The sequence below is a fragment of the Bartonella sp. LJL80 genome (genome assembly GCF_054871565.1).
The window spans coordinates 111,580-132,719 of sequence record NZ_JBTXLM010000008.1 but is presented as its reverse complement, the minus strand read 5'-3'; the positions used below and the strand labels follow the sequence as shown (position 1 = coordinate 132,719).

Genomic DNA, 21,140 nt, shown 5'->3' with positions numbered 1-21,140 from the left:
TTTACAAGGTCCGCAATGCCAAGCCGCTATGGTCGAAATACGGGACGGCTAAAGGCATCCGGCTTGCCGGTTTCGACATGTGGTGCCAATCATTGTTTGGCTTTTCCTTTTTTGGAACAATGAGCCATGGGCGGGCAGACTATGACTGTCTGCAACCGGCAGCACAATTCCAGCCGATCGCCTATCCAAAGCCCGACAATGAGCTGACATTCGACCGGTTGAGTTCGGTGTTCTTATCCAACACCAACCATGAAGAAAACGAGCCTTGTCATTTGAAGGTGATATCGATGGAGGTACAGGAGCGATCGGAGCTGACGACGTTTGCGGGGCCATCGACACGCTATTGTCCTGCGGGTGTTTACGAGTGGGTGGAAAAGGATGGTCGCGAGAGTTATGTGATCAATGCGCAGAACTGTGTGCATTGCAAAACCTGCGATATCAAGGACCCGAACCAGAATATCAACTGGACGTGTCCACAAGGCGGTGAAGGCCCTGTTTATCCAAACATGTAATGTTTGCGATAAAGAGTGGCCGTATCGAACCGCCGACAAATAAATGCGGTGAAGGCCCTGTTTATCCAAACATGTAATGTTTGCGATAAAGAGTGGCTGTATCGAACCGCCGACAAACAAATTCGGTGAAGGCCCTGTTTATCCAAACAAGTCATATTTGCGATAAAGAGTGGCCGTATCAAACCACCAACAAATAAATACGGTGAAGGCCCTGTTGAGCCAAACAAGTCATGTTTGGGTTAAAGAGCGGCCGTATTGAACCGCCAACAAACAAATGCGGTGAAGGCCCTCTTTATCCGAACATGTAATGTTTGGATAAAGAGCGGCCGTATCGAACCACCAACAAACAAACGCGGTGAAGGCCCTGACAAGCCAACCACCCATGTTTGTGATAAAAAGCGCAATTTAAAGCGTGACAAGTCCGATACACGCCGAGGCTTTGTTTCCAGATTGTTATATCATGTTAGGGCATGCACAGCTGAATTCTATGTGCAAGTAAGCAGATTGTTTGGTTGGCGTAGAGAAAACAATCATCCGATCTATGTTGCCAGCTAATAGAGGCAGGTCTAAATCGGGCTTGATGAAGGAACCTATCGATATGTTTCCTTTTTAGAAGATAGGGAGATTGCTATGACGAACAGACGCAGTTTTATGAAGATGGCTCTTGCCTGCGGTGCTTATGGCATCCTTGCAAGACCAACGTCAGCGGCGTCTCGCAAATCCAGTATTTCTCTCTGGAACGGAACACCTCCCGGCGGCGGCGGCCCCAAAGGACCATTGATCATCAGCAAAGGTGGCAGCGTTCGCAACATTTCAGTCCCAAGCATGGACGTCTACCTGCCGGACCAGGCACCAAAGGGGGTGATGCTGATTGCAGGCGGTGGCGGCTATAAGCATATTGAAATCAAAAAGGAAGCCTTGGCTGCCGCAAATTGGCTGACTGAACGTGGCATCGCCGCATGTGTTCTTTATTACCGCTTGCCGGACGAAGGTTGGCTCGAAAAGCCATTAGCGCCATTGCAAGATGCACAGCGCGCCCTTCGGTTGCTACATAGCAGCAAGGTCATTCCCAATATCCGTTCCGATAAGATTGGTGTCATCGGATTTTCAGCGGGTGGCCACTTGATGGCTATGGCGGCTGCGCGATCCGAATTTCGATCTTATCAACCTCTGGATGATATCGATCAATATTCAGCCCACCCTGCCTTTGCCGTTTTCGCCTATCCCGTGATTACACTGGAGCCGCCTTACGACAATACTTCAACACGAAAAGTATTGATAGGAAGACATCCTACCCCCCAACAAAGTGCGTTATGGTCTGTTCAAACGCATGTTAAGCGCAACTTCCCCGCGGCATTTCTAGTTCAGGCTGCCAATGACCCGATATCCAATCCTGAAAATACTGTGATTTTACAGTCGGCGTGTAAAAAGGTCGGCGTGCCTGTGGAACGCCATCTCCTTGCTTCAGGTGGGCATGGTTTCAGCATGGGAATGAAAAACTCACCCACGGCGCAATGGCCGACTTTATTGGAAAAGTGGTTGCAGGCGAGAAATATAATATAAAGCCCTTAAGCCCATCGTGCTCAAGCGGTTCCCGATTGATGTGAAACAGCAATCGGATAAGATACCGCGACAAATCAAAGGCTTGAGACGCTCCGGCCTGATAGCATCAAGTCAAAAATCGCTCTAACCGCAAATTATATAGGGCCAGCTTTGAAAAAGATTACTCACCCTGCCGTTGTTGCGACGCAACTCTTTTTCGCGTTTCGGGCATGAAGAGTAATGTCACGAAAAAACCGCCAGCAGCAAGCGATGCCAAGCAGATAAAAGCACTTGTATAACCGTATTTAAGTATCATTTGCCCTGCAAGTGAGGCACTCAATGCGCCGCCAATGCCTTGTATGAACAAGACAAGACCTTGCGCAGCGTTAAAGTTTCCTTTGCCCCACATCAAATCTGCGACAATGATAGGAAAGAGCGCACCAAGAATTCCTGCGCCAACACCATCCAACAACTGGACAGAGACCAGCCAAAACATGTTATCAGAAACAGGATAAAGGAATCCACGTGCGGCAAGAAAGAAAAACGCGGCTAAAATGAAAGGCTTTCGCCCCCAATCATCGGCTTTTGCAGCCACCAACAGAGCAATTGGAACCATGATCATCTGCGCGGCAACGATGCAGATAGCAATGAGCGACGTAGCATGTTCACTTCCAATCAATTTGCTCAATAGCTGGCCTAGAGAAGGTAGCATTGCGGCGTTTGCCAAATGAAAAAGCGCCATCAGACCGCCAAATAAAAGCAGACATGGAACGAACAATAATTGACGCAATGGAAGAGGTGTACCCGCAGTCGCGTCAATGCCTTGCGCAGCTTTTGCATCGATCGATGACGAAGGAATAAAGAAAATGGTGATGATTGAAAGAACCGTAAGGATTGCCATCAACCAAAACACCACAATCGGGCCAAAGAGATAAGCGCCAAATGCAGCTGCCAATGCAGAGAACACGTTGCCCGCATGATTATATGCTTCATTACGACCGATACGGCGGGTGAAATAGCGCGGACCAACAATACCGAGAGAGATAGCCGCTATTGCGGGTGCAAAAATGCTGGCGGCCATGGCTGTTACTGATTGCGTCAGCGTTACCATCAAAAATGATGAAACAAAAGGAAGCAATAGGCAACCTGCGGTGACCACCAAAGCCGCGACCACCAGCAACAAGCGTTTGGCAGGTAGCTTATCAATCAGTATTCCTGCGGGTGAAAGTGTAAACAAGCCGCATAGTCCGGCTATTGTAACGACGAACCCGATTGTGCCTTCGTTCCAACCTTGTGTGGGCCCTTTGACTGCCAAAAGATAAATAGCAAGATATGGCCCTAGACCGTCTCTCACATCTGCCAGAAAAAAATTCAGGCCATCCAGTGCCTTTAATGCGAATTGTTGTTTGTTATTGGAAGCGCTCAAAATTCAATCTCTTTATCAAATCCAATGCAAGCGCTTTGATAGACTAATTTTCAGCAATCTTGAAGATACGAGTGATAGACATGGCAAAACATTTGTCACGCCCGATTAAGTCGTTGTGCAACATCGATATGATGGGAAAATTGAAACGGTCACGTGAAATACTTTGAGAACCGATCAACATGTGGATCAAAAGACAAGATCAAGCATTGGTTCTCGTTACAAAGCTCGTTCTTCTAATCTGCCGTACCGCCCCCATGGCAATAACTTTTCAGATCAGCAATGGGTACGAAAAGCGCTGTGAAGAAAAAGACTGAACCAAGATCACAATACTCGGAAGAACGGCTCCGGCAACATCCTTATCTGGCGTCGAGAAATTCGATCCATACCTGACTGCTTGTTGAGGAACAGGGTCAAGAGATCTTGATTTGAACAAAAGACTAGAAGGAAATTTTGTTGAGAACGAGGAGAAGAGCCGAAGGAAACCAAAGACCGCTGCAATCTGTTTAGTCGAAAAGCTTAACTGGGTATACTACCCACCGATTGCTTTCCTTTACGCAATTCTTTGCTGTTTATCGTGCCATATCATTTCAACGAATTGGGCCTAACTCTATGCCGCAAGCTTCATAAATTTCGCCGGACTATTCTAATTATTTAAAACAGTGCCGATAACCAACATGTATTGATTACCGGCACCGATTGGAAAGTAGACAGTCTACTCTAATGCTGGCGGCAAATTGCGTACATATTCACCATCCAAAGATTTCAGATAGGATACGATATCATTCACGTCGCCTTGGGACATCGAACGTCCGACTTGAAATTTAAGCATCAGTTCAACCGCTTCCGTGATTGTGGGCACGTCACCACGATGGAAATATGGAGCTGTTGCGGACAAGTTACGCAAGCCGGGTACTTTTTGACGATACCGATCACGCTCTTCTTGAGAGAGGCTGAACACGCCGAGATCCTCATTGGTTATTTCCATGTCTTTCTTGAAGAAATCATGGGCTAGACCCAAGGGTTCGAATGACTGCCCACCAAGATTAATTCCCACGTGACAGGTTGAGCACCTATTTTCTTTAAATAACAGATAGCCCCGTTTTTGCTGTTGTGTGATGGCCGTTTCATCACCCTCAAGATAACGATCAAAAGGACTTGGTGTCAGCAGCGTCTTTTCAAACTCGGCAATCGCATCAGTGATAGAGCCGCCTGAGAAACCTTCCGGATAGACCTTCTCAAACTGGGTTTTGAATTTTTGGTCAGCATTCAAGCGGTCAACAATTTCATCAAAGCTTTCAGACCCCATTTCTAACGGGTTCAAAGGAGGACCGGCAGCTTGCTCTGCCAGACTGGCGGCACGGCCATTCCAAAACTGCACATGGTTGAACACGGCATTGAATACGGTGGGCGCATTGATAGGGCCTTTTTGATTATCAATACCTGTCGAGGTCTGTAAACCGTCGACACCACCTTTATTCAAGTCATGGCAGGTCGAGCATGACACTGTATTATTACCGGAAAGACGTTTGTCAAAAAACAGTTTTTCACCCAAAAGTGCCTTATCGACATTGTATGGCACTTCCTTGGGCAGCGGCTGTATCGGCTCAGTCTTCATTGCTGGAGCGGCATTATCCGAAGCATAATAAGCCAACCGCTGAGATTTGATCCAATCAAGAACCTCATCGCGCTCACTTTGCGAAATAAAACCAGACCAGTGCATGGTTTTATAAAGCATAGGCGGCATCGATTGATCCAACATGACCGCTTCTATTTTCGCCAAATCTGCCTGCGGTGCAGGCGTATTGTTCTTCAGACTTTTTTCAACCTCTGTCAGATAGAAATAAGATGTTCCATCTGCGACATCGGTTGTCATCAATTGCTTGGCAATGGGTAAGCTTGCATAAAATGGTAGTTTCGTACCAGATAAGTGACAGTAACTACACCCTCTTTCATTTAAAATCTTCTGTACCTTTAAGCCTTCGCCCGAAAACTCTGTAAGTAACGGCAAGTCATTACGGCTTTTATCAAAGTAAAAAACGTAAGCAACAAAACAAAGATAAACAACTATACATAGAGATATTAGATACCAAAAATATCGCATCACAACCCAACCATTGATTCAGCATTTTCTACAATCTTATTGGAATCATTATAAACTTCCTACTTTCAAAATAAATGTTCCAATTTGTCGCACTGCTTGCTGCTATGAAACGTTTCAGGCGCATCTGCTTTTTGTTGGCATTGCGGTTTAAACAGGTCAATTCAGATAGTTGTAGGGCATAGCGAACCCGCAGACATGCTTGTCACATGCGTTAACCTTGTAAAAATAAGCTGCGTTGGTTCAATGCAACCTGTGTTATATGTCGTATTTATGCTACTCTTGATGTACTCATATGGGGGAGATATTCGACATGCAGCAGAAGCCCGATTTTATTTCGGATCTGGAACGTGTAGTACGCATTGACCATTTGCGAAAAAATATGGCGCAACACCATATTGAAGGTGTTTTCTTAGGGGCGACGGCAAACCTGCGTTATTTCACCGGTCTTTATTGGCATGCCAGCGAGCGAATGTTGGGGGCAGTTATAACGCAGGATCGGCTCGTTTACATTGTGCCCGCCTTTGAAAAAGACCGTGTTGCAGAGCTACCCCATTTGGCTGGCGACATTGTCGTCTGGCAGGAAGATGAGGATCCAGCGCGAAAGATTGCCGAACAGCTCACTCCGGCAGGTTATCTGGCGGTTGATGAGGGCAATGCGTTGAGCTTCTACTACCAGATCGCACACCACAAAGCCTATGAAAAAATCGTCGATGCAGCGCCCTTCATAAGACCGTTGCGCATGTGTAAATCAAAAAATGAAATTGCGATTATACAATATGCCATGGATATCACCATGGAAGTGCAAAGGCGTGTCAGGGACTTCCTCAAACCTGGCATAACAGCCAGCAGGGTTATCGAATTCATCTCGCAAAGCCATCAGGAATTAGGGGGAAATTCTTCGAGCTTTGCCATTGTATCATTTGGTAAGGCAACGTCCTTTCCTCATGGTGCGGAAGGCGAACAGATTTTGCAACAGGGCGACATCATCCTTATCGATACCGGAACGACAATAGATGGCTACCATTCGGATATTACACGAACCTATATGCTCGAGGACGCAACACCAGAATTTGAAAAGGTATGGAACATAGAAAGACAATTACAGGATATTGTGTTTCATGCCTGTAAAATAGGTTCCAGCTGCGCCAGCGCAGATATTGCGGGGCGAAAAGCACTGGAAAGCTTCGGTCTTGGCCCAGATTATGCCGTACCCGGAATTCCCCACCGTATAGGCCACGGCATTGGTCTCGAGATCCACGAAGCGCCTTATATTTCGAGACATGATCATACGATTTTGCAAGAAGGCATGTGTTTTTCCAACGAACCGACACTGATTTTTCCAGGCCAATTCGGTATCCGTCTGGAAGATCATATTCATATGGGCGAAAAAGAAGCATGCTGGTTTACACAACCTGCCAAGAGCCCGATCGACGTATAATTGATTTAAGAAGACGAGAAGCGATCGACCTGCTTATGTTTGAATGAAAAATGAGAGGACACAGAATGACAAATGCTTTTAAAAAACTACTCCTTGCGACAGCCACCGCATCGATCGTGATCGGCTTAGGCTCATCAGTCAATGCCAAGACGCTTGTTTATTGCTCGGAAGCATCGCCGGAAGGGTTTGATCCGTCAGCCTACACCGCCGGTGGAACCTTTGATGCAAGCAGCAGAACGGTTTATAGCAGACTGGTAGAATTTGAAAAAGGCACAACCAATATTGTTCCCGGTCTGGCGCAGAGTTGGGACGTTTCCAGCGATGGTTTGGAATATACTTTTCACTTACGTCAAGGCGTTAAATTTCAGACAACAGCTTTCTTCACGCCAACACGTGATTTGAATGCTGATGATGTCATCTTCTCATTTGAACGCCAGTGGAAAAAAGAGCACCCATGGCACAATTATACAGCCGGTATCATTTGGCAGTATTTCGATAGCATGGACATGGGCTCGTTGCTCAAAAGCATCGAAAAGGTCGATGACCACACCGTCAAATTCACACTTAACCAACCGCAGGCACCGTTTTTGGCTGACATGGCAATGGACTTCGCATCGATTGTCTCAAAGGAATATGCCGACAAACTCCAGGCCGACGGAAAGATGGAATTGATGAACCAACAGCCGGTTGGCACTGGCCCGTTTGTTTTTGTAGCCTATCAAAAAGATGCAATCATCCGCTACAAAGCCAATCCGGATTATTTCGCAGGCAAACAACCTTTGGATAATCTCGTTTTCGCTATAACGCTTGACCCGGCGGTACGCATACAAAAACTGAAAGCCGGCGAATGTCAGATAGCATCCTATCCGGTACCAGCGGATATAGCCGGCTTGCGGGCTGATAGTAATTTACAGGTACAGGAACAGCCAGGCCTCAATGTCGCCTATTTGGCATACAACACCGAACAGCCACCTTTCGACAAGGTTGAAGTCCGTCAAGCGTTGAATATGGCCATTAATAAAAAAAGCATTTTAGATGCTGTGTATGAGGGTTCGGGACGGGTTGAAAAAAATCCTATTCCACCAACAATGTGGTCGTATAATCAAAATATCGCTGACGATGTCTATGATCCGAAGGCTGCTAAGGACTTGCTCGATAAGGCTGGTATAAAAGACCTGAAAATGAAACTTTGGGCTATGCCTGTGAGCCGCCCCTATATGCCGAACGCCCGAAGAACGGCTGAGCTCATGCAGGCCGACCTTGCAAAAGTGGGTGTAAGTGCTGAAATCGTCTCAATGGAATGGGGCGAATATCTCAAGGCGCTTAATGAAAAAGGCCGTGATGGCGCTGTTCTTATGGGATGGACGGGCGATAATGGCGATCCTGACAACTTTTTGGGCGTGTTGAATTCCTGTGTATCGATCGGCACCAATAATTATGCACGCTGGTGCTATCAGCCGTTTGAAAAACTGATTCAAGAAGCAAAAGTAACCAACGACCATGCAAAGCGCACCGAACTTTACGAGCAAGCGCAAGTCGTCTTTAAAGAACAAGCGCCTTGGCTGGTCATCGCCAATTCCACAGTTTTCATGCCAATGTCAAAAAAGGTAAAAAACTACGTTATGGATCCCGTTGGTATTCACCGTTTTGACGGCGTTGATATAGAAGAATAGCGCATAGTAGAAAGCGAATGGAATGCCATTCGCTTTCATCGACATCTGACGCATTTATGTTGTTTTTGACAACAACTTTAAGCAATTTTATAACATATTATCGCGGACGGCCATTAATGCTTGAACGCATGGTCGAAATAGTTTTTGATAAAAATCTGGAGTGAGGAGATAAAGTTGACAGTGTTTAAAGCTCTCTGTGCCGCCACTATCGTTGCCGGCTCGATGTTTTCCGTGGCCAATAGTGCTTCTGCCAAGACCCTTGTCTATTGTTCGGAAGCCTCGCCGGAAGGGTTTGACCCGGCACTTTATACCGGTGGCACCACCAACGATGCCGCCGCATGGACAATCTATAACCGGCTGGTTGAGTTTAATCCCGAAAAAACAGGTGTTATCCCCGGTCTCGCCGAGAGCTGGAATATCTCCGATGATGGGTTGGAATACACCTTCCATCTGCGCAAGAATGTAAAGTTCCAAACGACATCTTTTTTCACCCCTACGCGAGAACTCAATGCCGACGATATCATTTTCACCTTTGATCGGGCGCGCAATCCATCCAATCCGTGGCATAATTATATGCCCGGCGTCAGCTACCAATATTTTGAAAGCATGGGGCTGCAAGGCTTGATTAAGGACATCGTCAAAGTTGATGATCAAACGGTAAAATTTGTGCTCAACCGGCCAGAAGCACCGTTTCTCGCCAATCTTGCCATGGCTTTTATTTCGATAAATTCCAAGGAATATGCCGATCAGCTGGAAAAAGCGGGAAAACAGGCGCTGTTTAATCAGCAACCGGTTGGAACCGGGCCTTTCAGTTTCGTAGCCTACCAAAAAGATGCCATCATCCGCTATAAGGCCAATGCCGATTTTTATCAGGGTAAACCGAAAATCGACAATCTTGTTTTCGCTATCACCACAGACCCTGCCGTGCGTACACAAAAATTGAAAGCTGGCGAATGTCATATCATTCCCTACCCTGCCCCCGCCGACGTAAAGGCATTGAAAGCCGATCCAAATTTGAAAGTAATCGAGCGTCCGGGACTGAATATTGCTTATATGGCATACAACACCACGCAGGCACCGTTTGATAAAGTTGAAGTCCGTCAAGCGTTGAATATGGCAGTCAATAAAAAGGCAATCATCGACTCTATTTTCGATGGTGGCGGGTTGATTGCCAAAAACCCGATTCCCCCGACAATGTGGGGTTACAACAACAACATCGAAGATGACGTGTACGACCCTGTCAAAGCAAAGGCAATGCTTGAGGCGGCCGGTGTCAAAGATCTGCAGATGAAAATCTGGGCTATGCCTGTCAGCCGACCTTACATGCCTAATGCCCGTCGAACAGCCGAGCTTATACAGTCGGATTTCGCCAAAGTTGGTGTCAAAGCCGAGATCATTTCGATGGAATGGGGTGAATACCTGAAAGCCGGCAAAGAAAAAGACCGCGATGGTGCAATCATCATGGGATGGACGGGTGACAATGGTGATCCAGACAACTTCCTTGGTGTCCTCAATAGCTGCACCGCTATCGGCACCAACAACTATGCAAGCTGGTGCTACCAGCCGTTTGACGACTTGATATCGAAGGCAAAAATTATCAGCGACCAAGCAGACCGTGCGAAACTCTATGAAGAAGCACAGGTCATCTTCAAGCAACAAGCACCCTGGCTGACCTTGGACCACTCCACCGTCTATATGCCGATGTCGAAAAAAGTAACCGGCTTTGTCCTCTATCCCGTGACAGGTTACCGTTTCGGAACCGTGGATATCGAAGAATAGATTATAAGATCATTTTAAAACCGGATGAAGCAATACACTTCGTCCGGTTTGGAGTTTTACTATGCTGCGCTACTTTTTTAAAAAGATAGGCTATATTGTTCCGACTTTTTTGGGCATCACGCTCGTTTCATTTATTTTCGTGCGAACTTTGCCCGGCGATCCGGTTTTATTGATGGCGGGAGAAAGGGGCGTATCACCAGAACGCCACGCACAGCTTATGGCGCAATTCGGTTTTGACCGGCCTTACTGGCAGCAATATTTCGAGTATCTCTGGGGTGTACTACATGGCGACTTGGGCATGTCCTTCGTTACCAAACAAAGTGTGGTCAGCGAATTTTTTACGCTTTTTCCCGCAACGCTGGAACTCGCTTTATGTGCAATCCTATTGGCCATTATTCTTGGCATTCCAGCCGGTGTTATCGCATCTGTTAAACGTGGTTCCTGGTTTGATCAAACGTCAATGGGACTGGCCCTTACGGGCTATTCCATGCCTATTTTCTGGTGGGGGCTTTTGTTGATCATGCTGTTCAGCGGAACGCTTGGATGGACTCCTGTCTCCGGCCGTATATCACTGCTCTATTATTTTGATCAACCGACGGGGTTTATGCTGATCGACAGTTGGCTTTCGGGCGAGAAGGGCGCGTTTGTTTCCGCCGTGTCACATCTGATTTTGCCAACCATTGTGTTAGCGACAATTCCTCTGGCTGTCATCGCACGTCAAACCCGTTCTGCGATGCTTGAAGTTCTTAGTGAAGACTATGTACGAACAGCGCGCGCGAAAGGGCTTAGCAATTTCAGGGTCGTTGGCATTCACGCATTACGCAATGCATTTATCCCTGTCATTACGACCATAGGGCTGCAAATCGGTGTTTTAATGGGCGGCGCTATTCTAACTGAAACCATCTTTTCTTGGCCGGGCGTCGGCAAATGGATGATCGACTCTATCTCGCGTCGTGATTATGCGGCCGTGCAAGGGGGCTTACTTTTGATTGCCATGCTGGTCATGGTCGTCAATCTTGTTGTCGATCTTCTCTACGGCCTGATCAACCCACGTGTACGGCATAATTGAGGTGTGTGATGAGTGAAACAAATATAACAATAAAAGCACCCAAATCCGTGCGCAATGAGGTGTTGAACGAGTTTTGGTTTACGTTCAAATTGAACCGTGGCGCGGTCATTGGATTGATTGTATTCATAACAATCGTAGCACTGGCTATTTTGGCGCCATTGATCGCGCCTTATGGCTATGAAACGCAATTTCGCGAGGCAATGCAAAAGCCACCGGTTTGGCAAACAGGCGGATCATGGGACTTTATTCTCGGCACGGACGCTGTCGGACGTGATATTCTCTCAAGGCTTTTGCATGGTGCGCGCTATTCGCTTCTTGTCGGTGTTGTCGTATCATTGGCCGCCATGATTTTAGGCGTAATTGTGGGTGTGATAGCGGGTTACTTTGGCGGTATCATCGAAACCGTCATTATGCGTATCATGGACGTCGTTCTGGCCTTCCCGTCCCTGCTTTTGGCGCTGGTACTGGTCAATATTGTCGGCTATGGCCTGCAAGGCGCCATCATTGCCACTGCCGTTGCTTTGCAACCGCATTTCGTGCGACTTGCGCGGGCGGCCGTTCTTGCGGAGAAAAACCGAGAATATGTCGTGGCGGCAAAACTTGCTGGTGCTGGACGAATACGCCAAATGTTCAAAACAATTCTGCCGAACTGTTTGGCGCCTATTATCGTACAAGGAACATTTTCATTTTCAAATGCTATCCTTGACGTAGCCGCACTCGGCTTTCTGGGGATGGGCGCGCAGGCGCCGACACCTGAATGGGGTACTATGCTTGCCGATGCTCGCGAGTTCATTTCCAGCGCGTGGTGGATCGTGACGTTTCCCGGATTAGCCATTTTGATCCTAGTTTTGGCAATAAACCTCATGGGCGACGGATTGCGCGATGCGCTTGATCCGAAGTTGAAAAGGAGCTGATCAATGGCACTGTTGGAAATCCGTAACCTCAGTGTTTATTTCGATACCGCGGCGGGACCGTTTTATGCCGTGAAGGGTATCGATATAACCGTTGAAAAGAGCGAAGTCCTGGCAATAGTGGGCGAGTCCGGTTCAGGAAAGTCCGTCAGCATGCTGGCCGTCATGGGGCTTTTACCCAAAACGGCACAAGTCAACGCAGATTGCATGATGTTTGAAGGACGCGATCTGATGTCGCTTACCCCCAAGCAAAAACGCCAGATCATCGGGAATGATATTTCGATGATCTTTCAGGAGCCAATAGCCAGTTTGAACCCCTGCTTTACTGCCGGATATCAAATTGAAGAGGTGCTGAAAGCACATCTCGGATTGAAGGGGCGCGCACGCCGCCACAAGGCGATTGAACTTCTGCATGCTGTTGGCATACCTGAACCGGAAAAGCGCTTGAAGAGCTTTCCTCATCAAATGTCGGGGGGACAGTGCCAGCGTATTATGATTGCAATGGCAATCGCATGTAATCCCAAACTGCTTATCGCAGATGAGCCAACCACCGCACTGGATGTCACAATCCAAAAGCAGATATTGGACCTGCTACTTGACCTGCAACATCGCCACAATATGGGCGTGATCATGATTACCCATGATATGGGCGTTGTTGCTGAAACAGCAGATCGGGTCGTCGTACAGTATAAGGGCGAAAAGATGGAAGAGGCGGACGTGCTAACGCTGTTTGAAAGTCCGAAAAGCCCTTATACGAAAGCACTTTTGGCAGCTTTGCCAGAGAACGCCGTTGGACGTAGATTACCTACAGTCGCCGATTTTATGCAAGCACAGGAAAGCGCAGTATGACAGATGTGATGGTCGAAGCCAAAGACCTTATGCGGGACTATACGAGCTCTGCCGGTTTATTCAAACCAAAGCGGGTGTTGCATGCGGTCAATGGGGTATCGTTCAAGGTGGAGCGCGGTAAGACTTTGGCAATTGTCGGCGAGTCGGGATGCGGAAAATCCACCCTCGCCCGCATACTCAGCCTTATCGATCCACAAACATCTGGTACACTGGTGATTGACGGCGAAACCATCGATATCGCACACACAGCCGTGACCACGAAGATGCGACAGAAGGTGCAGATCGTCTTCCAAAACCCTTATGGTTCGCTCAATCCCCGGCAAAAAATCGGGGATGCGCTGACAGAGCCATTATTGCTTAACACACAGATGACCGCGCAAGAGCGTCGCCAAGCAGCCGAGCAAATGCTCGTCAAGGTCGGCCTGCCAGCGGAACACTACCACCGCTATCCACATATGTTTTCCGGCGGACAAAGACAGCGTATTGCCATCGCGCGCGCTTTGATGCTTCGCCCGAAAATATTGGTGTTGGACGAACCCGTTTCGGCACTTGATCTTTCCGTGCAAGCGCAAGTTTTGAACCTGCTTGCCGATCTCCAAGAGGAATATGATCTTACCTATATCTTCATCAGCCACGACCTTTCTGTCGTTCGATATATCGCGGATACAGTCATGGTGATGTATTTTGGAGAGATTGTTGAATATGGAACACGGGAGGCAGTTTTTTCAAACCCACAACATGAATATACCAAAAAGCTCTTCGCCGCGACGCCTACGGCCGATGCTGAAGCAATCCGTGCGCGGTTGTCCCGCCGTATTGCAATGCAGGCAACTTGATCCTGTTGTACCGCTTATCTCGCGTAAGGATAGCGGTTTTGGGCAAAAGGATCATTCCGTCCATCAGAAGATGGTAAAGTATATATACCTTGATGTTTCTACTGTTGCATTCATAAATTAAAACCGTATCCGCTGAACACGGCAGCACATGTCCATCACATGAATTGTATCGGCATCGCTGAAGTTCTCTATACGCTTCAGCCCTATTGACTTGCCCCTTATCCTCATCTTTATTTGCACATAACATAGTGATGATAGCTTTGTTTCAGGCGGGGTAAAATGAGATGAGTATTCGTGTCGGTATTGTCGGGATAAGCGGTTTTGGCGGCGGTGAGGCAATGCGCCTTATATCAAACCACCCCTCTTTCAATCTTGTTTATGCGGCTGGTGAGGGGAGTGCCGGTAGCAAACTTGTTGACCGCTTTCCCGGAGCGCCCGCAAAAATCGCAAATCTGGTTATCGAAAAATGGGATCCGGAAAAATTACCCCATCTGGACATCTTATTTGCCTCTTTACCTACTGGCGCCTCTTCAGAAGCGTTATCGCGCGTCCCTGATGGCGTTAAAATCGTCGATATAGGTGGCGACCACCGTTATAAAGAAGGTTGGACTTATGGTTTGGCCGATGTTTGGCCTGAGCACATCAAAGGCAAGAATCGTATTGCCAATCCTGGCTGCTTTCCCGCTGCGACACTTAATGCTTTAGCCCCACTTTTGATCAACGGGCTGATTGAACCTGACCACATCATAATCGATGCTAAAACAGGTATTTCCGGCGCTGGTAGAGGCGGTGAAAGCAAGTTTGGCTTTGCCGAAAGTAATGAAAATTTGTACGCCTATGGCCTTCTCAAACATGTTCACATGCCAGAAATTTCCACAAGCGTTGAGAAATTAAGTGGGGGGAGTGCGGCGGGTTTGGTGTTCACGCCACATCTGGTACCAATGACACGCGGGGTGCTCGTCACCATTTATTGCCGTGGCAAAGCAACGACGCAAGACTGCATGGGTGCAGCCAAACAACTCTATGCCGATAGGGCATTTGTCCGTGTGACGGATGCGCCGCCGCAAACGAAATGGGCAGCCGGATCTAACCTATCATTTGTCAGTTATGCAGCCGATCCTGCGCGTCATTTGGTTATCGCGATGGCAGCTATAGACAATCTCGGCAAAGGTGCTGCTGGGCAAGCAGTACAGAATGCAAATTTGATTTGCGGGTTGAACGAAACCACCGGTTTGGATGGCGCACCACTATGGCCGTAAAAAGAAACTGTTACCGCAGCAAAAGAAAAGAATCCCAACCCGCCGGCTCAACGCTTCGATATTTTTAACGTGCCGCTGCTATGTTCGATTTCATGACGTTTTTAAGGTTCGTACACGTTCAAACCTGTCGGCAAATGTAAACGTAAACCTTGACACTTACAAACGTGGCGATCACGTTGCAATCGACATGAATGCATTGTCGGTTTTATAGCGAAAGGTCTCGATACGTTGGAAACTCTACATTAAGGCTAGATGTCCAGTCATATAAAACCTAAATATTATATATCACAAAAATCTTTTTATACTATATTAAATATCCAATAAATAATATATATAACGTAATATAATAATATAATGAAATTTGGTATGAAAATATATTCAAAAAACGGAAAAACAAAATTGAAGCGATATGTTTATACTATTCTTATTATTATTTTGGGGTACAACCTTAATGCATCGGCGCAAACCACAGACTTGGATGCTACTACACCCTATCATCAAGCGGTAAAAGAGTACGATAGAGGCAACTATGAAAAAGCCTTTGCACAATTTAAACCACTAGCAGAACAAGGGGATACGAAGGCACAACTCTATCTTGCGATATGTTATAGCAATGGTGAAGGCGTTAGGCGAAATTACCAAGAAGCAGAAGCTTGGCTAAAAAAGGCTGCTACACAAAACGATGCCGAAGCGCAATTCGAGCTCGGTATGTTTTATCTCGATATTGATTCTCGCAGCAAACAGCCTGAAAAAGTAATTTTTTGGCTATTAAAAGCAGCTCAACAGAAAAACGTCGATGCGCAATTTGCTTTGGGCGTAATTTATGATGCTGGTATATTGACTAAAATCGACGGGGAATGGATTGCTCTGTTTGAAGATCGGGAAAAAGCTATCTATTGGTACGAACAGGCTTCGGAACAAGGAGACACGGATGCGCAAAGCAATCTGGGCTTGCTCTATTTGAGGCAAAAAGATTACACCCAAGCACGTCAAATGTACAAAAAAGCCGCAGTTCTCGGGAATAAAAATGCGCAGTTAAATCTCGGCTACCTTTACGTTCATGGCTGGGGCGTACCGCAAAACAATCATAAAGCCTATCTTTGGATTAGTTTAGCTGCAACTGATAGCGCCGTGGCACGTGAAGCTTTACAAAACCTCAAAGACAAAATGACAAGTGACGAGATCAATGTTGCCAGTCAGGCCGCACAAAGCTGTATTCAATCACATTACACGCATTGTGAATAAGCAGATTGTATCTATCCGTAATTTGTAGGTTACAACATCATTAGTCTATGCAGCGTGAAACCATTTCTTTATTTGCTTTCTATTTCGCTAAAACTAAGCTTAATAATATCATTAGACCCATTTTCATGTTTTACGACTAATCCTAGCGCGGTGTCTTTTTATGGAAAACGAACCATAGAATACAAGCCAGTTCGTAGATGTAAGCTTCCGTTAGCGATTTTTTTTCAAGAACTTTAATATGAACTTTTTGGCGGCGTGGTCATTGTGCTGCCTTGAAACATTGTGTTCAATAGCCTGATCTTCATTAAAAAAAGCACACCAAAAACTAATATTGCGCAACGTAGATTTTTACGAAGTTTTTATCCAAATACCACTGATTTCTAGCATTGACCGCCATGCGTTTTTACCAATGAAACGGACACTCAAGCTACTTAACATAGAAACGGTGACAAATCGTTTCTTCATGGATATCGACACCTGGATCATCTAAAATATTCTCAACCTGACTATAGCTAGACGGATACAAATCGGATGCATAATAACCAAAAGGCGTGCTTCGGCTATAGATTCACCACTTGCATTCATGGCAACAGATCTCAAACATAATGGTAGCCCGCTGAGCGACGGATTTCTTTCAATCTCGTTGATCACTTGCAACTACAAAACCGAAATAGAAGCTTAAATGGCGGAGGGGGTGGGATTCGAACCCACGGTACAGTCTCCTGCACGCCGGTTTTCAAGACCGGTGCCTTAAACCGCTCGGCCACCCCTCCGTAAGGATAAGTTTGTCTTTACAAGGTTCCTGCTAAAAATCAATCACCAATTTATGCTTTTTATCATTCTTTTAGGCTGGTCGTGTGCCGCGATAGATGTTTACCCCTAAATCGCGCACCTTTTTACGCAGTGTATTGCGATTGACCCCTAAGAGCTCGGCAGCCTTGATCTGGTTGCCTTTTGTGGCCGTAAGACACGCCAAGATCAAGGGATATTCAACCTCGGCCAGAATGCGATGATACAAGCCCGATGGCGGCAATTCCTCACCGAAAGAAGAAAAATATTTTTGCATATTCAGTTCAACCGCCTGCGCGATTGTCATATTTTCGTTGATTGCGACGCCATCCTGACTTTCAAAGCTGCGCATCTCGTTTTTCAGTTCGGTTTCGATAACATCGATGGCAATTTCTTCTTGTGGATAGAGCGCTGCAAGCCTTCGGATGAGGTTTTCCAGCTCGCGCACATTGCCCGGCCACGAATAGCGCCGCAACAACTCAAGGCCGTCATTGCTGATATGCTTGAGCGCAAGCCCCTCATCAGCTGCCAATTTGAAGAAGTGGCGGACGAGATCGGGAATGTCGTCTGCGCGTTCGCGGAGTGAAGGAATGCGCAGCGGCACCACATTCAGGCGATAAAACAGATCTTCACGGAATTGTCCCTGATTGATGAGCTGATGGAGATCCTTATTGGTGGCTGCAACAATCCGCACATCGGTTTTAATCGGCGTCCGGCCACCAACGGTCATATATTCGCCCTGCTGCAGAACACGAAGAAGCCGTGTTTGTGCCTCCATCGGCATGTCGCCGATTTCGTCGAGAAAAAGTGTACCGCTATTGGCTTGTTCAAAACGACCGCTTGAACGCATATTGGCACCGGTGAAGGCACCTTTTTCATGGCCGAAAAGCTCGGATTCGATAAGGTCCTTAGGGATGGCGGCCATATTAATGGCGATAAACGGCCCCTTGCGCCGACGCCCATACTCGTGCAGCGCACGCGCTACAAGTTCCTTGCCTGTACCGGATTCACCGGTAATCATCACCGTCAGATCTGTCTGCATCATTCTTGCAAGAATGCGGTATATTTCCTGCATGGCTTGCGAGCGCCCGACAAGCGGCATCGTATCACCGCTATCGTCGGGAACCGTTTTTTCGCTTTGGCGACGGGGTTCAGCCATAGCACGGCCGACAATGTTAATCAGTTCCGATAGATCGAAAGGCTTGGGGAGATAGTCATAGGCACCGGCCTCCGATGCTTTTATGGCCGTCATGAAGGTATTCTGCGCACTCATAACGATGACGGGAATTTCAGGACGCGCTTTTTTGATACGTGGCAGAAGATCAAAGGCGTTTTCATCCGGCATAACGACATCGGTTATGACAAGGTCGCCGTCTCCGTTGGCAATCCAGCGCCAGAGCGTGGCGGCATTGGGAGCAACCCTGACATCGTATCCGGCACGCGACAGCGCCTGATTGAGAACGGTACGGATAGCCGCATCGTCATCGGCAACAAGAATCATCCCTTTACTCATCTTTGATCTCCGCTTTTCTCATCATCCAAATCTTCAGGCCGCCACATGGGTAAAAGGACACGAAATGTCGTTCGTCCCGGTTGTGAATCGCATTCGACAACGCCGCCATGATCATTGACCAGTTTTGCAACCAGCGCCAAACCCAAGCCGGAACCATTGGGCTTACTGGTGATAAAAGGATCAAACAGGTGTTCTTGAATATCGGCCGGTACGCCGGCACCGTTATCTTCGACACAGAATTCCATTGGAAGCGCGACCTTATCCTGACGGCCCTGTACCGAAAGCCTTATCCCTGGGCGATAGGATGATGTCAGCGTAATTGTCGCATTGTCACGATCGGTCAAAGCTTCTGCCGAGTTTTTAACGAGATTGAGAAAAATTTGCACAAGCTGGTCGCGATTGGCAAAAACCGGCGGCAAAGACGGATCATATTTCTCGATAAATTTGATGTTTTTAGCAAAACCGTTTTTGGCTACCGCTTTTACGTGATCAAGCACGGTGTGGATGTTGACGGGGAAGCGTTCGATTGGGCGTTCATCGGAAAAAACTTCCATCCGGTCAACCAGAGCAACAATGCGGTCTGTTTCATCGGTGATAAGCCGTGTCAACTGCCGGTCATCATCGCTGACAACACTTTCCAGCAATTGTGCCGCACCGCGTATACCTGAAAGCGGATTTTTAATTTCATGCGCCAACATTGATGCCAGGCCCGTTACCGACCGTGCGGCACCGCGATGGGTCATCTGCCGGTCAAGTTTTTCGGCCATGGATTTTTCTTGAAACAAGATGACAACGCCACCTTGGATATCTGAAAGGGGCTGCACGAAAATATCGACGAGCTTATCGTGGCCGAGTTTGGGCGAAGACAGGTCGACGCGATATTCATTGACCGGTTTCGGCGCCTCGCGCACTTGCGCAATCAGTGAAAGAAGCGGGCTCCCAAAGGGCAGGAAAGCATCAAGCTTGCTGCGCGCCAGGACAGCGGAACTGGCTTTGAAAAACTGCTCTGCATCGGCATTGGCATAGGCAATAAAATCATCGCCATCGACAAGGATAACGGGATGGCGCACAGCATCCAAAACCAGCGCTGCAAGGTTTTGTACCGGATATTTCTGGTTATTGACAGCCATCAAGCTACCTCTTTTGTGCTGCTGGGCAGACGGGAAAAAATATCATCAAGCATTGTTAAAACATTTTCCGGTTGACTGGATGTGAGGATTTCTCGGCGCTCCACGTCATGAACCTGCCCAATTGAATGCTTTTGCAAATACCAGTCCAGATGTTTTCGCGCATGGCGCGGGCCGGTGGTCTCACCATAATAGTCAACCATAGCGCGATAATGCGCGCAAATATAATGCGCCAGATCCTGTGTAAATGGATTGCCTGCAATCTCGCCTAAAAGCCACGGTTGCCCGCAAGCCGCCCTGCCAATCATCACAGCATCGGCACCAGAACGGCGCATAAACTCATCAGCATCGCTGCGGTTCGTTATATCGCCATTGGCAATGAGGGGAACAGATATGACATCGCGAACAGCCTTTAATGCATCCCAATCGGCCTTGCCGGTATAAAACTGCATTCGCGTGCGCCCGTGTACCGTTATCATGGCAATGCCGGCCTGTTCCGCCAATTTTGCAAGTTCTGGCGCATTGATGTTCTGTTCGTCCCAGCCAAGCCGCATTTTCAACGAAACCGGCACCCGCGCAACTTTCAACACGGCCTCTATCAAAGACATGGCCAAGGGGATATCGCGCATGAGTGCCGCACCGGAATATCCGCCGGTGACCTTTTTGGCAGGACACCCCATATTGATGTCGATCATATCGGCGTCGCAATCTTGCGCGATTTCTGCAGCACGGCCTATCCATTCGGCCTCTCGCCCGGCCAGTTGCACGATATGCTGCGGCAGACCATTGCCATTCATGCGCAAAAGGCTTTCGGGCGAACCGGCACAAAGCTCGGCACTGGCCACCATTTCCGATACAACCATACCGGCACCGCTTTGCCAGCAGCGCTGCCGAAAAGGCAGATCGCTGACACCCGACATCGGCGCCAGAAACACCCGGTTTCTAAACACAATATCCTTGACTTTAAGCGGGGTATCGAGCAGCGACAATCCAGAGTGCCTTAATGTTGTGCAATTGAGGAAACGCCTAATCCTTAACCATTTTTTCAAGAAAACGCAATGCCGCTTGTAT

At 47.5% G+C, this 21,140-nt stretch carries 16 protein-coding genes and 1 tRNA gene; 11 read left to right on the top strand and 6 right to left on the bottom strand.

What is annotated here, in order from left to right; genetic code table 11:
- Together ACYSNS_RS12415 and ACYSNS_RS12410 are read left to right on the top strand one after the other, a co-directional pair.
- Positions 1-512 (top strand): 4Fe-4S dicluster domain-containing protein (locus ACYSNS_RS12415; protein ID WP_461723478.1); only part of this gene is annotated, 512 nt, incomplete at its 5' end.
- A gap of 630 nt (positions 513-1,142) precedes the next feature.
- Positions 1,143-2,075 carry an alpha/beta hydrolase gene (locus ACYSNS_RS12410; RefSeq protein WP_461723477.1) on the top strand — a complete coding sequence of 311 codons (933 nt, stop codon included), beginning with the start codon at positions 1,143-1,145 and terminating at the stop codon, positions 2,073-2,075.
- A 160-nt stretch (positions 2,076-2,235) separates the two neighbouring features.
- Here the strand turns inward: ACYSNS_RS12410 and ACYSNS_RS12405 are convergent, their stop codons facing one another.
- Both ACYSNS_RS12405 and ACYSNS_RS12400 read right to left on the bottom strand, forming a co-directional pair.
- A complete protein-coding gene (locus tag ACYSNS_RS12405) occupies positions 2,236-3,480 on the bottom strand; it encodes an MFS transporter (protein ID WP_461723476.1) in 1,245 nt (414 codons plus the stop codon).
- 712 nt (positions 3,481-4,192) lie between these two features.
- Complete coding sequence (locus ACYSNS_RS12400) at positions 4,193-5,581, bottom strand: cytochrome c peroxidase (RefSeq protein ID WP_461723475.1); 1,389 nt, start codon at positions 5,579-5,581, stop codon at positions 4,193-4,195.
- A gap of 310 nt (positions 5,582-5,891) precedes the next feature.
- Between ACYSNS_RS12400 and ACYSNS_RS12395 the strand changes: the two genes are divergently transcribed.
- From ACYSNS_RS12395 to ACYSNS_RS12355, 9 genes are all read left to right on the top strand, one after another.
- Positions 5,892-7,019: a M24 family metallopeptidase gene (locus ACYSNS_RS12395; protein ID WP_461723474.1), complete on the top strand. Its 1,128-nt coding sequence runs from the start codon at positions 5,892-5,894 to the stop codon at positions 7,017-7,019.
- A gap of 65 nt (positions 7,020-7,084) precedes the next feature.
- Positions 7,085-8,692 (top strand): ABC transporter substrate-binding protein, encoded by a 1,608-nt coding sequence (locus ACYSNS_RS12390; protein ID WP_461723473.1) that lies wholly within the window; start codon positions 7,085-7,087, stop codon positions 8,690-8,692.
- A gap of 174 nt (positions 8,693-8,866) precedes the next feature.
- Complete coding sequence (locus tag ACYSNS_RS12385; RefSeq protein ID WP_461723472.1) at positions 8,867-10,471, top strand: ABC transporter substrate-binding protein; 1,605 nt, start codon at positions 8,867-8,869, stop codon at positions 10,469-10,471.
- A 61-nt stretch (positions 10,472-10,532) separates the two neighbouring features.
- On the top strand, positions 10,533-11,540 hold the full coding sequence (locus ACYSNS_RS12380) for an ABC transporter permease subunit (protein ID WP_461723471.1): 1,008 nt from the start codon (positions 10,533-10,535) through the stop codon (positions 11,538-11,540).
- A gap of 8 nt (positions 11,541-11,548) precedes the next feature.
- On the top strand, positions 11,549-12,454 hold the full coding sequence (locus tag ACYSNS_RS12375; protein WP_461723470.1) for an ABC transporter permease subunit: 906 nt from the start codon (positions 11,549-11,551) through the stop codon (positions 12,452-12,454).
- A gap of 3 nt (positions 12,455-12,457) precedes the next feature.
- Positions 12,458-13,300 (top strand): ABC transporter ATP-binding protein, encoded by an 843-nt coding sequence (locus tag ACYSNS_RS12370; protein ID WP_461723469.1) that lies wholly within the window; start codon positions 12,458-12,460, stop codon positions 13,298-13,300.
- Entirely contained in the window at positions 13,297-14,136 is an 840-nt protein-coding gene (locus ACYSNS_RS12365; RefSeq protein WP_461723468.1) for a dipeptide ABC transporter ATP-binding protein, read from the top strand. The genes ACYSNS_RS12370 and ACYSNS_RS12365 overlap by 4 nt, the downstream gene beginning before the upstream one ends.
- 284 nt (positions 14,137-14,420) lie before the next feature.
- Complete coding sequence (gene argC / locus ACYSNS_RS12360; RefSeq protein WP_461723467.1) at positions 14,421-15,395, top strand: N-acetyl-gamma-glutamyl-phosphate reductase; 975 nt, start codon at positions 14,421-14,423, stop codon at positions 15,393-15,395.
- Positions 15,396-15,761: 366 nt separating this feature from the next.
- Entirely contained in the window at positions 15,762-16,640 is an 879-nt protein-coding gene (locus tag ACYSNS_RS12355; protein WP_461723466.1) for a tetratricopeptide repeat protein, read from the top strand.
- A 683-nt stretch (positions 16,641-17,323) separates the two neighbouring features.
- Here ACYSNS_RS12355 and ACYSNS_RS12350 read toward each other — a convergent pair.
- From ACYSNS_RS12350 to dusB, 4 genes are all read right to left on the bottom strand, one after another.
- Positions 17,324-17,413, bottom strand: a tRNA-Ser gene (locus tag ACYSNS_RS12350).
- A 71-nt stretch (positions 17,414-17,484) separates the two neighbouring features.
- Positions 17,485-18,942, bottom strand: coding sequence for a nitrogen regulation protein NR(I) (ntrC, locus tag ACYSNS_RS12345; protein WP_461723465.1), 1,458 nt, complete (start codon positions 18,940-18,942; stop codon positions 17,485-17,487).
- Positions 18,939-20,072, bottom strand: a complete 1,134-nt coding sequence (locus ACYSNS_RS12340; protein WP_461723464.1) for a two-component system sensor histidine kinase NtrB — start codon at positions 20,070-20,072, stop codon at positions 18,939-18,941. Before ACYSNS_RS12340 ends, ntrC begins: the two co-directional genes overlap by 4 nt.
- Entirely contained in the window at positions 20,072-21,058 is a 987-nt protein-coding gene (gene dusB, locus ACYSNS_RS12335) for a tRNA dihydrouridine synthase DusB (protein WP_461723463.1), read from the bottom strand. Before dusB ends, ACYSNS_RS12340 begins: the two co-directional genes overlap by 1 nt.
- Positions 21,059-21,140 lie beyond the last annotated feature (82 nt).

Bases quoted from the DNA above. Each gene is read 5' to 3' on its own strand.
- ACYSNS_RS12410 (WP_461723477.1), top strand. From the start codon at position 1,143: ATGACGAACAGACGCAGTTTTATGAAGATGGCTCTTGCCTGCGGTGCT.
- ACYSNS_RS12400 (WP_461723475.1), bottom strand. From the start codon at position 5,581: ATGCGATATTTTTGGTATCTAATATCTCTATGTATAGTTGTTTATCTT.
- ACYSNS_RS12395 (WP_461723474.1), top strand. From the start codon at position 5,892: ATGCAGCAGAAGCCCGATTTTATTTCGGATCTGGAACGTGTAGTACGC.
- ACYSNS_RS12390 (WP_461723473.1), top strand. From the start codon at position 7,085: ATGACAAATGCTTTTAAAAAACTACTCCTTGCGACAGCCACCGCATCG.
- ACYSNS_RS12380 (WP_461723471.1), top strand. From the start codon at position 10,533: ATGCTGCGCTACTTTTTTAAAAAGATAGGCTATATTGTTCCGACTTTT.
- ACYSNS_RS12375 (WP_461723470.1), top strand. From the start codon at position 11,549: ATGAGTGAAACAAATATAACAATAAAAGCACCCAAATCCGTGCGCAAT.
- ACYSNS_RS12370 (WP_461723469.1), top strand. From the start codon at position 12,458: ATGGCACTGTTGGAAATCCGTAACCTCAGTGTTTATTTCGATACCGCG.
- ACYSNS_RS12365 (WP_461723468.1), top strand. From the start codon at position 13,297: ATGACAGATGTGATGGTCGAAGCCAAAGACCTTATGCGGGACTATACG.
- argC (WP_461723467.1), top strand. From the start codon at position 14,421: ATGAGTATTCGTGTCGGTATTGTCGGGATAAGCGGTTTTGGCGGCGGT.
- ACYSNS_RS12355 (WP_461723466.1), top strand. From the start codon at position 15,762: ATGAAAATATATTCAAAAAACGGAAAAACAAAATTGAAGCGATATGTT.
- ntrC (WP_461723465.1), bottom strand. From the start codon at position 18,942: ATGAGTAAAGGGATGATTCTTGTTGCCGATGACGATGCGGCTATCCGT.
- ACYSNS_RS12340 (WP_461723464.1), bottom strand. From the start codon at position 20,072: ATGGCTGTCAATAACCAGAAATATCCGGTACAAAACCTTGCAGCGCTG.